Below are 22,010 nucleotides of genomic sequence, written 5' to 3' on the forward strand. Positions count from 1 at the left end.
TTATGGGCAAGATGGCCAAACCGTGCGCTTTGTCCTTTTTCTTCACGCGTTCTCAGTCGTTGCGATGACTATTTCAAGCTATCCAATGGCATCTGTGCCTTGCTCGCCATACGATCCAATTGCTGGACGGTTGATGGTGTCATAGCCTGTAAAACAGGTGTGTATAACTGACTATTATCTAACGCAATTCTATCGATTAACTGCTTGTCTTTACCGACAAAAAATGTGTGAGTGTTGGGGATCTCTAAACTATAGCGGGTCGAATGTGTCAATTTGCGAGTCACATCGAGCACTGCGGTGGTGCCAGACGGTGATATACGCAATGCATCCCCCGCCTTCACATCCGTCGCTTTCACCCAACCTTGCTCAGACAGATAAAAAGTCTGCTCAGGGGCAACGGTGAATGATTTCCCATCCACCAGCTTCACCACGGTCCATTCATTACGCTGCGGCTGCGTTTTAATCTTTGCCACAGGCTGATAACTTTCATGGCCGGTCCATTTATCCAGTGACAACACATGATCGCCCGGCGATAACTCCGCAATCGGCGTGAGCCCTTCGGCGGTATGGACTAATGCATTCGCGTCGACATAACGCGCATCAATGAAACGCTTCATATCCCGGTCCTTATCCCAGCCCTGCACGCCAAAACCTTGTTTATCCAAATCCCGTGCGGTGCGAGTGGCTCCCATCTCGGTATACAGATTATCAGTGGCGGTCAGTGGATGACGGCTGGGTGTCAGATAGCGTCCCATTTCTGGATCGTAATAACGGGCTTGGCTGTAATACAGGTGGGTTTCACGGTCATAGTATCGACCAGCCCGATGAATAGGATTATCGAGCGAAAATGGCGACGATTCCTCTCGCATGGACGTTCGCCAAGCTTTGTCGGGCATCGATGCCGACCAAACAATTTGGCCAGTGCGATCAGTTAAGACAGCTGGTTGCCCCTGCGGATCGGCATGGTAGTAGTAATAAGCACCATCTGCCGTATGCATGAACAATGGTATGTCACCTGCTTCGGCATCCGGTCGATAACCATAGCTGCGTAACATATTACCTTGCTGATCGTATTCAGCCAGCAAGCCCATAGCACCGTACAAATAATACGTGGTTATGCCATCAACGGTTTTGCTGACACGACGGTCTAACGGATCATAATCAAACGCAATATGGCGGGGCTTGGCTTTCAGAGAAGCTGACAACGACGTTTCAATATCAGTTTCAATAACACGTTGTAAGCGATCTCGCGCATCGTAAATCAATGTACGCTGCGCTTGTTCGACCGTTTGCTCAATCACATTACCCTGAGAGTCATAACGATACTGACGGGCATTTTGACTGACCAATTGCCCGCTGGGCGAAAAGGCCAGCACGTGAGGTGATGCGGTGACCGCCAGTTCTCCAGACGGCTCCTCTGTCATCGTTGTGGTCTTGATTGCAGTTGTGGCCTTGGTTGTAGTTGTGGTCGTGATAGCTGGCGTTGCGGTGGCGCTTGAGTAATACCCCCCTTGCGCCATATTTGCCCCGAGCGTAATCAGTGTTTGTTGATGTGCATTTTTCACCGTCACACTAACGGGTTTGATCACAGCGGTTTTGATTGCAGCAGTGTCGTCCGTCGCCTCGCCATAGTGAGTGTAACGAACCATCCCGCCCGGCAGCATTTCTTCACGCGGTAAGGCGAAATCTCCCCTTGCTGCATCTTCCCCGACATAATCACGCACCGTGATTGACCCCTCACCAGGGATTTTCACCCGAGTCAGGCGATGCTGCGCATCATATTCATAATCAAACACGCGCCCATCCGGCATGGTCAAGCTTTGGAGCAACCCTTCCGGCGTATAAGCATACTGATAACGCTTGGTAAACGGGCCAAAGTCCACCGACTCAGCGGTAATACGGCCCAAGGTGTCACGGGTGAATGTCCCTGCCGTCTTCTTTTTCCCGGATTGACTTTGCCAGCCCATTAACTGCCCGGCATTGTCATATTGATAGGACAACGTGGTAGCCGCCGACAAAGAGGAGGATTGCGGATGGGTGTACCAACGCTCTTGGCGCAGGCGGTTGGCGTCATCGTAAACAAAGTCCAACGCACTTTGATTACTGTCCGTCATGCGGGTGACGTTACCATTGCCGTCATATTGCCATGTCCAGAAGCCCAAGCCTGCACGCTGCTGACGTACCGCTCGCCCCTGCACATCGTATTCAATGTCCGTGATCTGACCATCATGCGCTTCAATGCGGCTCGGCGCACCGAATAACGAGTATTGATAGCGTGTGACTTCACCATCCACGTCACGCTGTCGCACCTGATCAAACGCATCGTATTGAAAATGCGCCGATGCCATTCGCAGGTCTTTTTCCCTTAACAAATCAACGTGGTGACTCTCGGCCGTTAAGGCATCTGCGAGATAAGCAGGATAAACAGGTTGTGGATGAGCATTTTGAGAATAAACATGGCGAAGAGGCAAATCATGGAGATCAGCCGCCTCAGGGTACTCACGATGTGAGTCATCTGGATACACCGTCTTGATCCGTTGATTGTCGGCGTTATAAACAAACTGCGTTTTTTGCTTATTTTTATCGATGATAGCGACAAGATTGCCGACATTATCGTATTGATAAGACGTGACCTGTTTATTGGGATCAGTAGCTTGAACAACGCAACCTAACTTATCGTAGCGATAACGCCACGTTTTACCCCGTCCATCAATGACAATTTGCGGCTGCCCGGTGATCGTAAACGCTTTGTATTCGCGGATCACGGCATCGTTAACGATGTCTTTCACTCGGTTTCCGTGCGTATCGTAGACCCAGTTGTAAGTCACCACCTGATGGGATTCTCGCCCTTGCACCATCATTTGACTCAATAATTGATGGTCATTGTACTGATAATCTACCGTCAGCTGCTCAGGCAACCCGAATGCCTCAACACGTTGTGTCAGCATGCCATCGCCGTCATAGGTCAACGTCGTGACGATGCCATCTTCATTGATGATGCGGGTTGGCTTATTCCACTTCGGATGATACTCCACCCGTAAGCCACGTTGATCAGATTTATTCGTGTGCGCTTGTCTCTCTACATAGAGAGCATCCACATGAGGAGCATCTACATAGGCAGCATCCACGTGAGGAGCACCTACATGGGGATCATCCATATTAGGAGCATGGGACGCAGACACATCAACGCTGCGAACATGGGTGACTGCCCCATCTTTATCAAAATAGGTTTCCGTCTCTCGTCCGGCCGTATCTTTATGGTACTGGTAATAGGCCTGTTGGCGTCGATGGTATGCATAACCATAATGTTCAGTCAGCCCATCGTGATTGGTCACAGATTCGGTGATCATGCGTCGGGGGATCGCCACTGTTTGGCAATCCGTCGTATTAGGGATAGGTGCCGGGGCGATCGCCAGTACTTTCCCCCGTATGTCATGCACGGCGGGAATCACTGGAGAGGAAGATGAATTCGCAGGTTTCGCCTTATCCTGCTGTTCGCCAGCCTCATTGTGACGGTCCTGCTGATGGACTGAAACTGGCCGCGCCACCATGCGCCATTGCTGACCTTTGCTATCACAAATCTGGGCAATTTCACCGCCTACCATACGGTTGGTGAAGGTCCAACTGCGTAATTGCGGGTCGGTAAAACGACGCATCGCAGCGGGTAACGTCTCGTTTTGATCATATTCATAGTGCCATTGCAGCCCGTTGACATCCGTCACCGCCACCAGCAAAGCGTCTTGCCAGGTATAGCGCACCGTCCGCCCGACGCGATCCGTGACGCTGACAAGACGATCTTCGTCATACACCAACGTCAGCACCGTTTGCCCATGTCGATCATTCACTGCGGTCATTTGGCGAGAAGCATTATGGGTAAAGGTCGCCGTCTCCAACGCGCCATGCCCATAGGCAACGATCACGCCATCCATATCGTAACGGATCCAATCACCGTCTCGGTTGCGCCAAACAAACCCACTTTTCGCTTGTTCAATCGTCTCATGCGCGTCGTGACGATACAAACGCCCCGGCGCTTGGTGATCAAGATGATAGGCATCGCCGTTGCGGTACAAAACCGTTTTATCTTCCAACACCGTCTCTTTCGCCGCATCCTTCAGTAACACTGCCGTCGGCAACGTACCAAAAGACACATTGCTCCATTGAGGATTGAAAGACCAACGCCCCTGAGCAAAATCACGTAGCCAGATCACCTCGCCACCCATGACTTTCACGCGCAAATCTTCCGCGCGCTGTTGCATCAACCCTGAATCATAGCCAGGCGCTTGTTCCAGCACGGTGGTCGCTGACGCGTACGTCGGCAGACACTGCGATAACATGGCCAAGATCAGGCCGAGTTTCTTTTTCTTCATCATCCTGCTGATTTATCCTGATCCTGTGAAGTGAGAGTGCCACTACCGTTGTCGTTACCTAAGCTAAAACCATAGCCATACCAGCCAAACGGATTATTGAACGGCGGAACGGGGATCGGTGGTGATGACTCCGGTGATGCCTGATAGTCCGTCTCTTCCATTACACAATGCGTATCGCTTACGGGTTCGATAAAGCAGGCACGCGCTTGTGCCTGACGAGTGGTCGATAACGTTGACGTGTAACGGTATTCCCCCAGCGTACAACGGGCATACGTCGCACACTGTGCATTAGGAGCCGATACGCTGCGCGTTGATTGCGGTGCGAGTTCCGGTGCCTGTTGCGATGATCGTGTTTGTAAACTCACCACACGATACGGAATACGTACCTGTGCTTTCGGGGCCAATGACGCGGGAATAGCAGACGGCAAAAACGAAACAGCGAAATACTCATCTGAAGGGGGTAAGACTAACGCCAATGACTCAGCGGGTAACAAACCGTGATTGGTAAGAGTCAGTTCACCATACACCACATCACCGGCCATCATGGTCGGTAGCGTAATGACACTCGGTGACAGCGTCACGACAGCAGCGGGCACATCGCTTACTATCGTCGCAGCGCTCCCCGAAGCAGAAGCAGAAGCAGAAGCAGATAATGAGGAATGTAACGCATTCATCTCTCCATTCAGCGCTCCATTCACCTCTCCATTCAGTGCAGTCCAATCATGCGAAGCCCATCTTTGTGCAGCCCAACCGTGTGCGGTCCAACCTTGTGCTGAATGCGACTCTGCTGTTTGGTAATTAAGAAAAACCTCAAGGTTTCTGACAATGCTCGGCGCAATCTGAATTTCTCCGGATAGATCATCATGATGAGGCGCTGATACCAAATAGTGGTAGGCACCTTTCTCCATGTCAGGCAAATAGATTTCGCCAGCTTCATCCGTCATGGCGTCATAATGGATGGAAGGAATAGCCTTATGCTGAAAACGCACCAAGGCGCCTGCTTTGCCACGTACGATTTTCCCTTGAGCATCGAGCGAACCGCTGTAAAGGTTATCAACCTTAAACTGCAAGCCCCCTGTGCTTTGTTCTGACACCAAGGCAATGATAGGAATATCGCGTGCAGGAGCATTATTGCTCGTCACCCGTAATTTGTAGTGATACACACGTGGTCGCAGCTGTCCTTGCGGTGACAACGTCACGCTGACACCCACACGTTCTCCCGGTGCAATGTCCCCCAGTGCCGAGGCACCTTTTAGCGTGATCCAACTGGATGCGGGCGAATTATCCTGCGCCAACAACTGCAAATTGACGTTTTGCATGATGGCATGCCCGTGGTTTTCCAAGTGAACGGTTTCACTTACCTGACCGGACATCGTCACACCGGTTTCAATCTGTGCAGGGTGATAAGAAAGTGCCGGATACGCCTCGCCTAAACGGTAGTCAACGATCACCGATGCCAACGGTTGATGACCACTCAGGGAGGATTTCAGCTGTAAGATCACTTCCCCTTGCGCCGCGCTCTGTGTGTTGGCGTGAAATGTTACCGGCAACACGGTTTCTGAATGGCCGGCAATATCGCGCGGGTTGGGTACCGTGAGTGTCACTCCCTCCGGTAAGCCGCCCTCTACATCCCAATACACATCGGGATAATCCAGTTGTTGCGGATTCCGTACCTTCAGCGTTATGTCTGCATTTTCATCACGCGGTGTCACCACATTCACGGCAGACACATCGGTATGCAAGCGGTTAATCGTAAAGCCCCCTTGATCGGGACGGTCGGTACTGGATGGGTGAATCAAAGAAAAACGATACTGGCCACTTTCTTGCTCTGTGGGTTGATACTGGTAACGGAACATGCCATTGAGATCAGACGCTATCGTCACCGTTTTTTCGAAACCCGCCACATCAAGCACCAAATCCAACATGGCATGTGGCACTCGTTGGTGAGTCAGGCTGTCTCTCACTTCCCCTTGTAGCGTGATGGCTTGATCGGAATAAGCTATTGCAGGCGTTACAGTCTGCAAATCGGCGTAGTATGCCGGTCTGACCGTGCTGATCAATTGACGGTGCGACATGCCACGCAGTACGGAAGAGGCATGCTTCGCATCGGATGTTGCCAGGTCAGTGGCTGCTGAGCGCATTGGCATTGGATGCATGCCGTCTGTCGGCCGATAAGTTAATTGCACCACGTCTACATGCAGGAAAACTGTATCCGGCACGTTACCCGGTATCGGCATGTCTAACCACGGTGAGGTATAGGTGCTGTGAGGGGCAATGGTGAGCAAGCCTTTCTCGTTAAGCGTTTTGTCATTGGCCGTTTTGTGATTGAGATCTGACGACACACCGGTATGGTGTACAACGGCATCGCGTAACGCTTCACCGCTCACTATGCCGTACACATTGCCGTCCGCATCTTTTATCTGAAATTGCACCGCACTTTGATGTTCGGCGCCAAGATCCACGCTGATCGGTAACGCTGAGCGATTTTCCAGTTGCAGGCGCACCTGCCCGACTTCACCTCGGACCGTATTTTTACTGTCCAGTGTCACCACATATCGGTTGTCTGTCACCGCTTGCTCAAAGGTATGTTGGATCTCAATGCGATTGGCTTTCTTTGAATCGCTTTGGGAGGTCATCAGAGAAGTGGTGATCATTTCGTTGGCTTGCCAATCTGCCTCACCCACCACAGCCATCTGAATTCGTGTGGAATAAGGGCCATGCATATCCTGCTGTGCTTTTACATCAAACACATCGGAAAGATAGGTTTTGCCCGCAATGGAAAGAGACAACTGAGCATCGTCTATTGGCGTGTCACTTTGAATATCAAAAGCCAATGCATTCATTACACCGCGTTGTAAGCGCTGACGCGTTGCTTGGCTATCAGAAACCCGATCATTCACACCGTGATTGTTCGCAGCTTCAGCAAGCTGCACCGACACATAGGGCAATATAATGTCACGCGCGAGACTGTGTTTACCGTCAGCATCACGCGCAAACACCTGGTAATGACGCGCCTGATGGGTAAAGCCGGTGTCGACAAATTGATTGTTAGTTAGCAACTGATCATTCAAGGGCGCACTTTTATGATCCGTTTTTAAGTGCACGTCAAATCCGGCGATGTCGCCGTTTCTAACGACTTCGCCAGCTTGACCTTGCTTGCCTTCTTGTTTGCCTTTTTGCTTGTCTTTTTGCTGATTTTCTGGCAGACCTTGGAACAGCTGAGCTTTAGACGGATCAAAATAAGCCGGGTGCTGCCAGCCAATCATCGGGGCGCCGCCATTTTTCTGCCTCACCACCAATTGGTTCACCGGTAATAATGGTGAATCCACCGCTAACGGCGCTGAAGGCAACGATTCATTCTCAGCGTCATCCAAGGCCGTCACCACATAAACCGCCTCTCCCATTAATGGCGTGCTATCGATAGCCTGCAAACCGGCAATGGGCTCGCCGACTCGCGTGGCATCCGTCAGCAAGGTATTAGCCTGCAAAGTACCTGTCTTCGAAATAACGTCATTCCCAGCTAAGCGATACACCTGATAACGGGTGCCAACCTCTGGTATTTCCTCTTTAGCCTGTACATCCGCAACATGGGATTGCCATTGCAAATGCACACCATCAATATCCAACGTCGCGGACAGGTTTGTGGGTCGACTCGGTGCATGACGGTCGCTATCCGCAACAACTTCGTCACTGAAGCCGCTGATCGCTTCTTCTGTCAATGTTCTCGCTTCTTCTGTCACAGCGCCTTCTGTTCGAACATCTTTAGCCAATAAGCGACGCACACTGGCAACGGCATACACATAGCGTCCCTCGTCTGCGGTCTCATCGGTATAGTGCACAACTTCAGGCGCTCCCTGCGCTTGAGAGGCGTTGGAATCATCCCTCATCACACGGGCAATGCGTTCAAATGCATCCTCGTTGATCTCTCGACGGAATACCTCGTAACCTGCGGCGTTGTCTACGGCTGACCACTGCAGCGCAATGTGACCGTCAGGCGCTGACATCGCCGTCAATTGCGCAGGCGCCGATAACGCAGGCAACGCCGTTTGATAGACTTCAATCTCAGCCGGATGCAAACGCCCACGATGGCGGTTTCCCAAGGTGTCCACGGCTTCATAAATGACATGTAAATAGGCCGGGTGCTCACGACCAAGATCCGCCGGAAGTGTGACAGATGCTAACCAGCGGGTAGATGATTGCTGTGCTAATGAAGTGATCGGCAACGTTTCCCCAGCAACACCGCGCAAAGCAAATGTCGGCGGCTCGGCCAGTGCTTCATCCAACTCGACAGCAAAACGGATCACCGCAGGGTGTTCAGCCTTGTTTTGGATAATTTGGGGGGTATAAAAGGTCACCGCTTTCGGCTGTGGCCCAGTGGTATCAATGGTGATCACGTCTTGTCCGGTGGCCACGTATGTCCCACGATTCCCCACCCGGTCACGGGCTGAAAACACCCATTGTGCCTGACCGGAATGATAATCCGCCGGGATCGTCAACTCTCCCACAAACGCTGTCGACCCGTCCTTCGATTGAGATGTCGGGACAGGCGTTAACGTCACCCCTAATGGCGTTTTGCCTTTCGCCTGCAAAGCTAAATACGGTAGTGACGGAACTGGTTCATCCAGTTCCAATGTGATCTGAACCGTCTCTTCACCCAGCACAGCAGCAGCATCAGTATCAGCAACGGTAGAAAGCGCATTAACGCGCGGTTCTGATGAATGCGCGGCGACGGTCAACGAAGAGTTGGCATCAACCCAAATGGCACGCGCAGTGGGTTTTGTTCGGTCTGATTCAGCGGAAGCCTGAGTAGATGCCTCTCCGCGCAACCCATCTTCCGACACCGCTTCAACACGATAATAATAATGACCATCAAGCGCCGGTAAATCCTCATAACGCGGCTGCCTGATCGGATAGATATTGAGTCTTTCTCCCGCTTCGGCCGTCAAAAATGGGCTATCACTGCGGTACACATTGTAGGTAATCGTTTTACGACTACTATCCGGCTGCCAATGTAAGGCAATATGCCCTTGGGGTTGCGCTGTTGCCACCAGACCTGATAGCTGCGCAGGGATATTGGGATTTAACACAATACCGAACGACTCAGACGCCTCACTGATCCCCGCCCGATTTTTCGCTACTGCTGACAAGGTATTCAAGCCCTCGGTCAGCGATGCCGTAATGGTTACCTGCCCCTTTTCATCCACGGTCTGCCAAGCCAATGGCTCACCGTTGACCACCAGCTGCACGTGTTGACCGACTTTGGCAGACACCACAACCGGATACTGCGCATGGCGGGTATATACCCTTTTAGAAGAGAGAGCCGCCTCTGAGGGATCGCTGTCTTCTTCAACAAAAACATCAGAAATTGTCGGCGCATCAGGCACGCTTTTCAGCAGATGGATGGGATAAGACACTGTGGTTTCATTGTCGCGGCTATCTCGGGCAACCACGTGCAAGGTGTATTCGCCATCATCACGATGATCGATGAGAAACGGACGTTCAAACCCCGTTTTGGCATTGAATTCATCACCTAAGGGTTGCTTATGTGATGGCTTTGCCTGCGGCGTATTGGCATTTGATGCACTCAGGTAATAACTAACGGCAGAGACACCGCTGGGATCATTCACACTCGTGGTCAGAACTCCATCCACGACCACATTATTTTCAAGGTTCGATAAAGGGATGCCGTCTAATAACACATCCGCAATCACCGGCCCTTGCCGATCTTGCTCCGGCATGACCTGTACACTTCGAACGATGTCCGTTTCTAACCCTGCTGTATTCACCACACTGACCGCCACATAATACGTCCGGCCATTTTCCAAACCATTCAGTACGGCTTCACGAGTATTTTTATCCAAGGTAAATCGAGGGACTAATCCACGCACCGAATCAAACGGTGCGTCAGACACATACACCTTATATGCAGACACAAGCTGATACGGCCTGGCTGGCTGCCAACGCAATTTGGCTTGTCGATCCAAGCCTATCGCTGTCACGCTATTCAGGTTCGCTAATAATGAAACGGTCGATACATTCACCGCTTCCCCTTCATTACCCAACGCATTCACTGGCGAAACGGCAATATCGTAACGGGAACTCGGTAACACAGGCGAAAAAGTAAATGCATGGACATCACGCGACAACGCTATCGGTGCTTGCTGATTAATCCTGACATGATAGCCCGCCAGATCAGTCATCGCTGAGCTAGCCGGTTTTTGCCATACCACGGTTAATTTATTGACATCCACATGAGCAATTTTGAGCCCTTGTACCGGTTCGGGCAGCACATTGTTGGGATGAAAGACAGACTGTGAGCGTTTTGTCATACCACGGTTAGCAGGTTCCAGTGGCGTATCCGCATGCGCACCTTGCACAGACGCCACACCTTGAACACTGAACAAACTGCCAACGGCAAACAAGATACAGACGGGGTTTCGCATTCACTCACGTTCCATTTAGCTATACAGAGACACCTCTATAATACAGGGAAAACGCAAGAATGATTCTTCAATATCAGACACTTAGATGCATGACGAAAGATTGAAAAAATTGACAAAACGCTTACATAGTTCGCGCGATCCACTTCACGAAAGCACCCGTTTCTCACGTGATCTGTATCGCGCATAAGCCGAATCTCAAGACTCAGAGAAGTGTGTTGCATTGAAGATAGACGGCTAGATCACCGTCAGAATTACGGCATCTGCGCATTTCACTGCTAATCTTTCAACAAGCGCAAATAAATTGCATCTGTATCAACAACCTGATGATTGATTGCCATTTTCTATGATCGTGCCTTATGTTTTTTTAGCCAGTGTCGTTATATTTATTGCAGGATGCCAGAACATCTCGCCCAATATGGAAGAGGCTCATGTACTCCAACCTCCCGTCCATTCACGCACCGATGCACTGTCCTCATCCCTGCCCGACAAATGGTCCGTCGCGACCATCAATCACCGCTGCCCCATTTCCAGCGAGCAATTCAAGGGGCGCTATATTGCCACGGGCAACCATGAAACCTTGCAGACTCATACCAGCCATGCAACGGTCTTGCCCCCATTGCTCAATACTGAACCGCCGGAGTTATGGGATGAACTGAGTGCACAATTTTCGATGCACGTTCCTAACAACCGCCGAATTCGTCAACACAAACGGTGGTTTATTAACAACCCTTATCACATTGAAGTCGTTACAGCCCGTGCCGAACCTTTTCTCTATTACCTTTATGAACAGGTAAAAGCGCGCAACCTCCCCATTGAATTAACCTTGCTGCCCTTTGTAGAAAGCAGCTTTGACCAATTTGCCCATTCCCACAAAGGCGCGGCCGGGTTATGGCAAATCACCGCCCCCACCGGCAAAACCTTCGGGCTCACCATTGTGCCTGGGTACGATGGCCGACGGGATATTGTGGCCTCGACACAAGCGGCATTAGATCTGTTGGAATATTTATATGAAAGATTTGACCACAATTGGCTCCATGCGATTGCGGCCTACAACACAGGTGGGGCCAGAGTGCGCAATGCCATTAAACAAAATCGTGCAATGGGAAAATCAACCGATTTCTGGGCGTTAAAATTACCCCGTGAAACCCGTCACTATGTGCCGAAATTATTAGCCATGGCAGAATTGGTGAAACAAAGAGAGAAGTATGATCTGCATTTTGCCAGTATTAAGGCGCAACCTCAGGTGGAAGAAGTGGTGATTCAGGAGCGTATTCGCTTAAAACATTTGGCGGGTTATGCGGGAATGTCCAGCAAAACACTGTATCAGTTAAATCCCGGTTATACCGGTGGATACACGATGAAGAAAACCGAGAACAAAATATTGCTCCCGGTCACACATCGAACGAAATTTTATGAAAATGAGAAATCTAAACGTGTCACTAAATACCGTTTTATGGTGTATGACATTCAAGCCGGGGATTCACTCAATCAACTTGCCAGTCTCAATGACACCTCTGTGGATGTCATTAAGCAGGTGAATTACCTGTCCCACTCCTACATCTTTGCCGGGCAGAAAATTCTTATCCCAGAGTGAGTTATTCACTCTCTGGCGTGAAAAATGCCTCTTGGGTGAAAGGTTGTGATGATGGCTGAGAGTCTTGCTTAGCCTCTATCGATAAGGCGTTCATAGCTTGCTTTTCTAACGAGGATAATACAACGAGATCTGAATCATTGTGAGACAACGATAACCCGACCAAAATACCTGATAAGAGACACACGGGCGCAATTAAGCTGCGGATCACCATAATACATGACATTGCCGCCACCGAAATAAGTGTGGCCAAATAGATGTTGCCATCCATGTCTGAATAAAAGGCGACGTACAGGGCCACCATTTGCAATGCGACCCCAAACATTAATAAAAGTAACTTCATTCCCATCACCCCTGAATAGCTTTTCTTTTAGTATAGGAAAAATATCTTAAGAACTTAGATATCTCTCATTTATCCCTAGCCTATGAATCGTACCTTCAGGGGGGCAGTATTCAATGTATGCCTTCCTTTTCTGCCGTGTGTGCTGGTAATCAAACGCGATATTTTCATAAATAACATGAAAAAAAAGGATACCATCACATTTTTAGTGTCCGAATTATGAGAAATTTGAACTACAATTTAAATTAAGAAATTAATCTTACTTTCATCATACTGTCACATAAGGACGCCTATGCAGCATCAAGAAATGATCAATCCAACTCATACAGGTATCATCACACGCACCGCTTTAGTCGGTTTTGTCTTCATGCTCTTTGGTCTTGGTTTCATGTAACACGCCACTCCGTGTTAATGCGATCAAGAGAAGAGGCAGATAACAAGAGTCTATCCACGTGTTCTGTTTATCTCTTATCCAAACGTAAAAAAGGCATGAATCTATCATGCCTTTTTTGTGTCTATTTCATGGTCGCTATTCGCCGTATTACCGCTAGCAAATACTTTCCAACTCTAACGTCAACTTGCTGCCCGATGTGGCTTTTTCTGGTAAGAAAATCGTGAACGTTGCGCCGTGTCCTTGTGTCGACGTGACCGTGATTTCACCACCAATACCGGTAATGATCCCCTGACTCACTGACAACCCCAGACCAGTGCCGCTGCGGCGCGTGGTAAAGAACGGGTCAAAAATACGTTGCATGTTCTCAGCAGGAATACCGCAACCGTGGTCAGCTATAATCACTTTCGCCCCTATCGGCTGATCGTTTTCATCCAGCCAGTCTTCGGTTTTCACCTCCAGCACACCGGCATCATCCATGGCGTGTACACCGTTCATCTGTAAATTCACCAGCACCTGCAAGAGCTGGTGACGATTCACTTCCACACAACAACGCGCATTGAGTTCAGCGTGAATTTCCACGTCCATTTTCTTGGTACCGGTACGCACCAACGTCAGACTCTCTTCCACCAGCGGATTCAAATGCTGCCAGGTGACTTCATCCTGCACGCCGCCCTGACGACTGTACTGCAACAAACTGCGCGTAATATTACGGATACGATCAATTTGCTCATGAATCGCATCTAACTCTTCGCGCACGCGTTCGGTTTCAGCACCCAGCTCAAACTGCAACAGTTCCACGTTTCCGAGAATCACAGCAGTTGGGTTATTGATTTCATGGGCAATGCCCGCCGTCAACTCCCCTAATGCGGCCAGCTTTTCACTGCTGACCAACTTAGTCCGCGCCTGATTCAACAATTTAATGTGCTGTTCCAGTTCATGGGTTTTCTCATGCAGGCTTTGGGTACGATCATTGACCTTGTCTTCCAGCTCTAACGCCGCTTGTTTGATCGCTTCATTGCGCTGATGCAGCTGATCCAACATAGTGTCGAATTGGCGTCCCAAAATTTGCAACTCATGCCCATCGGTTAAGTTCATGCAGCCGATACGGCGATCTAACCCGAGTTGCACTGCCGAAACGACTTGGTGCATTTTTTCAATCGGGCGGAACAGATCACGGGCGCCACGATACACAATTACACCAGAAAGCAGCAAGACCGCGACAATACCAAAGCCTAACTCAACAATATTGGTCAGGTAGATTTTGATCATCGGCCATTCAAGGTAACCGGTATAAAGCATACCAATGATGTCACCTTCTTTGTTTTTCAATGGTTCATAGGCCGACACATACCAATCATCGTACACAAAGGCACGATCCACCCAGTGCTCACCGCGTACTAAGACTGCATCGTGTACATCTTTCGACACACGGGTACCGATCGCACGACCATTAAGACGCTTACTGTCCAATGGTACGTTCGTACTGACACGAATATCGTCCATAAACAGTGTCACAGTACCGATGCTGCCTTCCGGTAAGGTATCTGACGCGTACACCAAATCACGAATACGATCGACCAATGAGGTGCTGTTGTTCAACAGCATACCGCCATCAACAATCCACTGCAGCTGCCCTTCTTTATTGAAAATCGGGATCAAACTCCGGCTGACTAATCCACGCGACATTACCCCTTGCTCGTTAAGCAATGGAATTTGCGCCATCGCCGGCAAGTCAGGGTTCAATTGATAGAGTTGATACGCTTCTAACGTCTGGAAAAAGGTCTGCTCTTTGCCTGCCATCAACAATTGGCGATTTTCTTTGGAGAACTCCCCCAACGCCGATGCCGGATGGATCACCACAAAATCGAGATCGTAATGGCCGGTTTGCTTTTTCACCCAGTCAATCAGATCATTTTCATGCTTACGCATAATATGCTGAAAATCATACGACTCCGTCAGCGCCGTCAACCGCATGCGCTGCTCTTTTTGCAGCAGCTCCATACTGTGATGCGCCACGGCCAAGTCGGCACGCACGTTCATCAATGCGCTTTGCCAGGTGTACATCACCGTCCAATACATGGTCAGCGCAATCAACGCTAACAGAGTAATGATGATCGGTGTCGACGTCAGCATCAGCAGGCGGTAACGCACCATGGTACGAAAACGCCGGATCCACATCGCGATAAACTGTTTCACGGTTTAATCCTGCTCGACGGTTGATACCGCCTCATCAGCCCATTCTTTGTATTTACGCTCAAGTGTTTTACGGGCGACACCAAGCTGACGTGCCGCTGCCGACTTGTTGCCTTCATGGGTATCAACCACCTGCATAATGTGAGCTTTTTCCACGTCTTTCAGTGTCCAGTCACTCGGGTAACAATAGGTTTCCGCTTCATTATCGTTGTCGTGACACTTACACGGACGTTTACCGTCATCGCCCGGCTCACGCACAACATCAACATTCTCCGTTTGTTCTTGTTCCACAGATACTGGCGCCACAGGGCGCAATGGCGCAGCATCACCGGCGAGCTCATGCCAATAGTCTGCGGGTGGCTTACCCAGTAGCAGGCATCGCTCCATCATATTACGCAGTTCACGGATGTTACCCGGCCAGTCATAAGCTTGCATGGCTTGAATGTCTTCGTGAGTCCAGCTGACAGGTTTTGCTCCCAAATCTTTGGCTAACTGTTGGGTAAAATGGTGGGCCAAAGCCGGAATATCTTCCAGACGGTCACGCAACGACGGCAATTCGATGGTCAATACATTCAGGCGATAATACAAGTCGCGACGGAAACGCCCTTCTTCCACTTCTTGCTTCAGATTACGGTTAGTCGCAGCCACAATGCGCACATCCACTTGCACTTCACGCTCTGCGCCGACAGGACGAATCGCCTTTTGCTCTAAGGCGCGCAGCAATGATGACTGCATCGCCAACGGCATTTCACCGATTTCATCTAAGAACAAGGTCCCGTTATTGGCCACACGGAACAGACCTTCACGGCCTTTCTTCGCACCGGTAAAGGCGCCCGACACGTGACCAAACAATTCACTTTCCAGCAAATCTGGCGCAATTGCACCACAGTTCAATGGCACGAACGGACCACTGCGCTTACTTAATTGGTGCAAGGCACGCGCAACCAGTTCTTTACCGGTACCGGATTCCCCTTCCACCAACACCGCCGCCATCGACGGAGCAATTTGAGTGATTAACTTCTTCATGGCGAGCGTACTCTGTGCATCACCAATAATATCAACCGGATAGGTACGCTCAACATCGCGCTGCAGGGCAAAATTCTGACGTTCAACCATACGGCGCTCGATACAACGCTGTACCGATTGCATCATCTGCTCAAGGTTAAACGGTTTGAGGATAAAATCGGAGGCACCCGCACGCAGGGCTCGAATGGCGGTATCTAAATCCGCATAGCCGGTCATAAAGATGACATCACTGCGTCGCGTTGACGGATCAAAGGCTTCGTGCCATTCAATACCGGAGCGCCCTGGCAAGTTAATATCAACGATCAGCAAATCAAAATGGCAGCGCTTACGCAGCTCTTCTGCTTCCTCGATACTGCCAGCCACATCCACTTGGGCAAACTGTTTACTTAAGGCTTTTTTCAGGATGGCACGCATCCCTGGCTCATCATCGACTACCAGCACCGAGACCGCTGACCATGTCATTGCCGCATTATCAGACATAAATAGGGTTTTTAACTATGTTTATGGGTGGGACATTTTGTCTCACGGCGATGTTATATGTCAAAGGAGTTTATTTCTGTTTCGTGATCCCATCTAGCCATACACGTATAAAGCATTTAAAATCATCACATTAGAAATATCATTTTGTGACTTTTCGCCAGAAATGCCAAATTGGCATCCGAATTGCTTAAGGCACGGTATCTTTACGTTGTGTCTGGCCTTCATCGACACAGCGTGAACTGTAAATTCGTGTATCACTCAAATGACGCTAAGTCAGGAAGACCTATGAAATTACTCAAATCGACACTCGTTGTTATCGCGCTTTTCTCTGCCACCGCTGTTCAAGCTACTCAGGACATGACGGTTCGCCTAGCAACTACAACCAGCACCTACCACTCTGGTCTGTTGGATTACCTATTGCCTGAATTCAAAAAAGACACAGGCTACGACGTTGAAGTACTGGCAGCCGGTACCGGTAAATCACTGCGTATGGGCCAAAACGGTGACGTGGATCTGGTGATGACGCACGCACCAAAAGCAGAAGCTGTTTTCGTTGAAGAAGGTTACGGTGTACTTCCTCGCAAGCTCATGCATAATGACTTCGTGTTGGTCGGTCCAAAGGCTGATCCAGCGCACATTTCTGGTATGAAGGACGTGGCAACAGCGCTAAAAACCATTGCTGATGACAACGAAACCTTCGTGTCTCGTGGCGATGATTCAGGCACGCACAAAAAAGAACTAAGCCTATGGGCACAGACAAAGATGGAACCAAACTTTGGCGGTTACAAAGCTGTCGGCCAAGGCATGGGGCCAACACTGAACATGGCGTCTGAACTACAAGGCTACACCATCACTGACCGTGGTACATGGTTGGCTTACCAGAACAAACTAGACCTTAAGGTTGTGCTGCAAGGTGATCCTCGTCTGTTTAACCCATACCAAGTAATTTTGGTGAACCCTAGCCGTTACCCAGACATCAACTACCAGGGCGCAAAATCATTCAGCGACTGGTTGGTGAACACCAAAGCACAAACCATGATCAACAACTACAAGCGACATGGCGAACAGCTATTTGTTGCGGATGCTATTTCTCAATAAATGGATATATGGCAAACCACACACCAGGCGATCCAACTGCTGTTTAGCGGGGATGCCGCCCTCTGGGGGATCGTCGGTGTTTCATTTTCTGTCTCACTGCTGGCTATTGGCATTGTGCTGGTGCCAGCGATGTTGATGGGATTCGCCCTCGCCTACGGGACTTTCCCGGGGCGATGGCTCGTTCTGTCTTTAATGAATACCTTCCAGTCGATTCCGACGGTGGTGATCGGCCTGCTGCTATACATGCTGCTGTCCCGAGCCGGCCCGTTGGGCGACTGGAAAATGCTGTTTACCCAGCAAGCCATGATTCTGGGCCAGATCTTAATCTGTTTCCCGCTCTTGGTGTCAATGATGCATGCGGCTTTTCAAAACAGTGACCGCCGTGCCTGGGAAACCGCCCTCACATTAGGGGCCAGCTTACCGCAAGCGTTTTTCAGCCTAATGTGGGAATGTCGCTTTCCGCTACTGGCAGCGATTATCGCGGCATTTAGCCGAGTGATCACTGAGGTGGGTTGTTCGATGATGGTAGGGGGCAACATTTTAAATTCGACCCGTAATATCCCTACGGCCATCGCACTGGAAAGCTCGAAAGGCGCATTTGCGCAAGGTGTCGCACTGGGAATGGTGCTACTGATTTTGGCGTTAGGACTAAACTTTTTCTTATCTGTGGCGCGTGGCAAAGCCCACTTGCGAACTAACTAAGCCGGAGATATTGATGACACAACTCTCGATTCAGGCGCATGACCTGTCAGTAAGATTCAAGGATCGGCTACTGTTTCATGTTCCTCAGCTTATTCTTGGCCCACAGGATGCGGTCTACCTGACCGGGGATAACGGCGTCGGTAAAACCACGCTGTTAAAAGTGTTGAGCGGATTACAAAAACCCACTACCGGCACCATTAATTTGGCAAAACATTCGTTCCTGCGTCGTCTGTTTTGCGCCCAAAGTAACAGTGGTGTGGTGTATATGCACCAAACGCCATACATGTTTGACGGCAGCATTCTCGATAATGTCTGTTATGGTTTAAAATTCAGCGTCGGCAACCGCCGTCACCGTCGAACAGAAGCCATCAATGCCCTTCGTATGGTAGGGTTAGAAACCTTAGCCGATGAACACATTTCCGTGTTATCCGGCGGGGAGCGTCAACGAGTGGCCATGGCTCGCGCATGGGTGTTAAAACCAGGCGTATTGTTGATGGATGAATCCAGCGCGAGCTTGGATCCTGAGTCCATCGAACGCCTTGTGGTGTTGTGTAAAGATCTGATTGAGCGTGGCACCAGTTTGGTGATCACCAGCCATCAGAAAAATGCCTTAACCGACCTGTGCCGCCGCCAGTGGACCATCTCCGATTCAAAACTCATTGAACGCGCTGATCTGCAATTGGTAGACGAGGACAAAAATACCTATGCCTATGCCTGAAAATACACATTGGGTGATCTTGGCTGGTGGACAAGCCAGCCGTATGGGTGGCAATGATAAAGGCCTGGTACAACTGGCCGGACGCGCAATGGTGGAACACGTGATTGACACGCTGAAACCACAAACGTCTGCAATCACCATCAATGCCAACCGTAATCAGGACACCTATCGCCAGTATGGCGATGTGTTTGGCGATCATATCGAAAACTACCCGGGTCCATTGGGTGGCATGCACGCTGCCCTGCACCACTTGAAGGATGAGTGGATCGGTTTTGTACCCTGTGACTGTCCACGCTTACCGGTGGATTTAGTCTCACGTATGGCGGCAGCGTGTTCGGAAGACACTGACATTGCCGTTGCCCACGATGGTGAGCACATTCAACCGGTGGTGACTTTGGTTAACCGCCGTATCCTACCGAAACTTGAACAATTTCTTGCTAACGGTGACCGCAAGATCATTCTGCTCTATAAGCAATGCAATATGATCACCGTTGACTTCAGTGACCAACCGAACGCGTTCGTTAATCTCAATACGCCAGAAGAACTCCAACAATTCGGACAAGATTTATGAGCCACATTAAAGCCTCTTTGCCCCTGCTGGGGTTTGCCGCATGGAGCGGTACCGGCAAAACCACCACTCTTGAAGCCATGTTGCCTTTGCTGGTGGCGCGCGGTATTCGCGTTGCTGTCATCAAACACGCGCATCACAACTTTGATATCGACCAAGAAGGCAAAGACAGCTACCGCTTGCGTAAAGCCGGTGCGGGTCAAATGCTGGTCTCTTCTCGCTACCGCCATGCCTTGGTCACTGAAACGCCAGAAGACGAAACCACCCTACCGCAATTAATCGCAAAGTTGGATCAAAACAACCTTGATCTGATTTTGGTGGAAGGCTTTAAGAAACTCGATTTCCCTAAAATTGAATTGCACCGTGAAGAGATCGGTAAACCATGGCTACACCCCGATGACAGTAACATCATTGCCGTTGCTGCTAACATCCCTGCCCCCACCGATCTGCCACAAATGGACATCAACAATCTTGAGCAACTCACCGATTTCGTGGTGAACTTTGCCAAGCAAGAGGCAGCAGAAACACTCAGCTGCAGCGATATCGATGCCTCTGGCATGCTGTCAGTGGCAGCAGGACGTGCCAAAATATTGGCCCAGATTGTCCCACCAAGCACACACGTGGATGTGGCGCTAAAAGACGCATTGGGACAAATTGTCGCAGCAGACATTCTGTCACCGGTAAATGTGCCTCAGCACACCAACTCAGCAATGGACGGTTATGCCATTCGTGGTGATGATATCGGCCGCGACAGCTACCATGTCGTTGCACAAGTCATGGCAGGCCACAGTTACGACCAACCACTGGGTGAAGGCGAAGCCGTACGCATCATGACTGGTGCGCCAGTGCCGCAACATGCTGATACCGTTATCATGCGTGAGCAAGCGCAGCAAGACGGTGACAGCGTCACGTTTAACCTTTCAATGGGTGCCATTAAACGTGGTCAAAATGTTCGTCAGGCCGGTGAAGACTTGGCATTAGGTCAGGCTGCTGTCACTGAAGGCACACAAATCACCGCCCCTGAGCTTGGCATGATCGCATCTTTGGGTCTGGATCGCGTAGCAATTCGTCCGCAAGTCCGCGTCGCCATTTTCTCTACGGGTGATGAAGTCCAGCACCCAGGCGAAGCGCAAAAGCCAAACTGTATCTATGATGCAAACCGCTACACCTTGCACGCTATGTTGACCAAACTGGGCTGTGAGGTGATTGATTTAGGGATCATCGAAGATAACGAAGCCGCACTGGAAGCCACACTGACCGCCGCTAGTGCACAAGCGGATGTGATTTTGTCATCCGGTGGTGTGTCTGTCGGTGATGCGGATTACATCAAGACGATTTTGGATAAGTTAGGTCAGATTAACTTCTGGCGTATCAACATGCGTCCGGGTCGCCCACTGGCCTTTGGTCATATTCAAGACAAACCTTTCTTTGGTCTGCCGGGTAACCCTGTGGCCGTAATGGTGGCATTCCTTCAGTTCGTTGAACCGGCGATTCGTAAGATGCAGGGCATGATCCACTGGGAAGCCCCATTCTTTATGGCCACAGCGACAGAAACACTACGATCTCGCCCTGGCCGTACAGAATACAGCCGTGGTTACTACAGCATTGATGCCAATGGCCGTTTAACCGTGAGCAGTACAGGCAAACAAGGCTCTGGCATTCTGCGCTCAATGAGTGAAGCGAACTGCTTGATTGAAATCATGCCAGAACAACCTGAAGTGGCTATCGGTGAACAAGTGCGTGTGATCCCATTGATCAACCGCATTTGATGTAGATCCTGTACAGATCACACACAGCCATAACCACAACAGCAACAATCACAACAACGCCGATGCGCATTTGCCATCGGCGTTTTTATATCGCTGAAAACAAAAAAGCACCTGTTCAGGTTTCCCGTTGAGGAGAAAAACTGAACAAGTGCTTTTTGTGCTAGGCAGAACCTGCTGGCGTATATTTTGGCACTCAGCAAACCTTGACTCACTCCCCCTTTCCATTCAGGGTGAATAAGTCCGTGATTTGCTGAGTGCCTATTTTTTACGCAGCTTCCGTGCTGCTTTATTTGTCCCTGAGCTTCTACACGTCTAGAAGAT

Annotated in this window: 11 protein-coding genes; 6 read left to right on the plus strand and 5 right to left on the minus strand. The window is 50.1% G+C overall.

What is annotated here, in order from left to right; translation table 11 throughout:
• Window positions 1-68: 68 nt before the first annotated feature.
• Both ABT58_RS12910 and ABT58_RS12915 read right to left on the minus strand, forming a co-directional pair.
• Window positions 69-4,370, minus strand: a complete 4,302-nt coding sequence (locus ABT58_RS12910) for a polymorphic toxin-type HINT domain-containing protein (RefSeq protein WP_047874806.1) — start codon at window positions 4,368-4,370, stop codon at window positions 69-71.
• Complete coding sequence (locus tag ABT58_RS12915; protein WP_047874807.1) at window positions 4,367-10,810, minus strand: fibronectin type III domain-containing protein; 6,444 nt, start codon at window positions 10,808-10,810, stop codon at window positions 4,367-4,369. The genes ABT58_RS12910 and ABT58_RS12915 overlap by 4 nt, the downstream gene beginning before the upstream one ends.
• A 343-nt stretch (window positions 10,811-11,153) precedes the next feature.
• On the opposite strand from ABT58_RS12915, the gene ABT58_RS12920 reads away from it, so the two are divergent.
• Window positions 11,154-12,404, plus strand: a complete 1,251-nt coding sequence (locus ABT58_RS12920) for a transglycosylase SLT domain-containing protein (protein ID WP_107204994.1) — start codon at window positions 11,154-11,156, stop codon at window positions 12,402-12,404.
• Between the two features lies 1 nt (window position 12,405).
• On the opposite strand, the gene ABT58_RS12925 is transcribed toward ABT58_RS12920, so the two are convergent.
• The 3 genes from ABT58_RS12925 to ABT58_RS12935 form a co-directional block, all read right to left on the minus strand.
• Window positions 12,406-12,744 carry a hypothetical protein gene (locus ABT58_RS12925; RefSeq protein WP_146147188.1) on the minus strand — a complete coding sequence of 113 codons (339 nt, stop codon included), beginning with the start codon at window positions 12,742-12,744 and terminating at the stop codon, window positions 12,406-12,408.
• 544 nt (window positions 12,745-13,288) lie between these two features.
• Window positions 13,289-15,289: a sensor histidine kinase gene (locus ABT58_RS12930; RefSeq protein WP_047874855.1), complete on the minus strand. Its 2,001-nt coding sequence runs from the start codon at window positions 15,287-15,289 to the stop codon at window positions 13,289-13,291.
• A 45-nt stretch (window positions 15,290-15,334) separates the two neighbouring features.
• Window positions 15,335-16,834, minus strand: coding sequence for a sigma-54-dependent transcriptional regulator (locus ABT58_RS12935; protein ID WP_047874808.1), 1,500 nt, complete (start codon window positions 16,832-16,834; stop codon window positions 15,335-15,337).
• Between the two features lie 285 nt (window positions 16,835-17,119).
• Between ABT58_RS12935 and ABT58_RS12940 the strand changes: the two genes are divergently transcribed.
• The 5 genes from ABT58_RS12940 to ABT58_RS12960 are packed head-to-tail and all read left to right on the plus strand — an operon-like array spanning window position 17,120 to window position 21,689.
• A complete protein-coding gene (locus ABT58_RS12940; RefSeq protein WP_047874809.1) occupies window positions 17,120-17,932 on the plus strand; it encodes an ABC transporter substrate-binding protein in 813 nt (270 codons plus the stop codon).
• Window positions 17,933-18,634, plus strand: a complete 702-nt coding sequence (locus ABT58_RS12945; protein ID WP_047874810.1) for an ABC transporter permease — start codon at window positions 17,933-17,935, stop codon at window positions 18,632-18,634.
• A 13-nt stretch (window positions 18,635-18,647) separates the two neighbouring features.
• Window positions 18,648-19,352, plus strand: coding sequence for an ATP-binding cassette domain-containing protein (locus tag ABT58_RS12950; protein WP_047874811.1), 705 nt, complete (start codon window positions 18,648-18,650; stop codon window positions 19,350-19,352).
• Window positions 19,339-19,923: a molybdenum cofactor guanylyltransferase MobA gene (gene mobA / locus ABT58_RS12955; RefSeq protein ID WP_047874812.1), complete on the plus strand. Its 585-nt coding sequence runs from the start codon at window positions 19,339-19,341 to the stop codon at window positions 19,921-19,923. The genes ABT58_RS12950 and mobA overlap by 14 nt, the downstream gene beginning before the upstream one ends.
• Window positions 19,920-21,689 (plus strand): bifunctional molybdopterin-guanine dinucleotide biosynthesis adaptor protein MobB/molybdopterin molybdotransferase MoeA, encoded by a 1,770-nt coding sequence (locus ABT58_RS12960; protein WP_047874813.1) that lies wholly within the window; start codon window positions 19,920-19,922, stop codon window positions 21,687-21,689. The genes mobA and ABT58_RS12960 overlap by 4 nt, the downstream gene beginning before the upstream one ends.
• Window positions 21,690-22,010 lie beyond the last annotated feature (321 nt).

Source organism: Photobacterium aphoticum (genome assembly GCF_001029435.1).
Lineage (GTDB): Bacteria > Pseudomonadota > Gammaproteobacteria > Enterobacterales > Vibrionaceae > Photobacterium > Photobacterium aphoticum.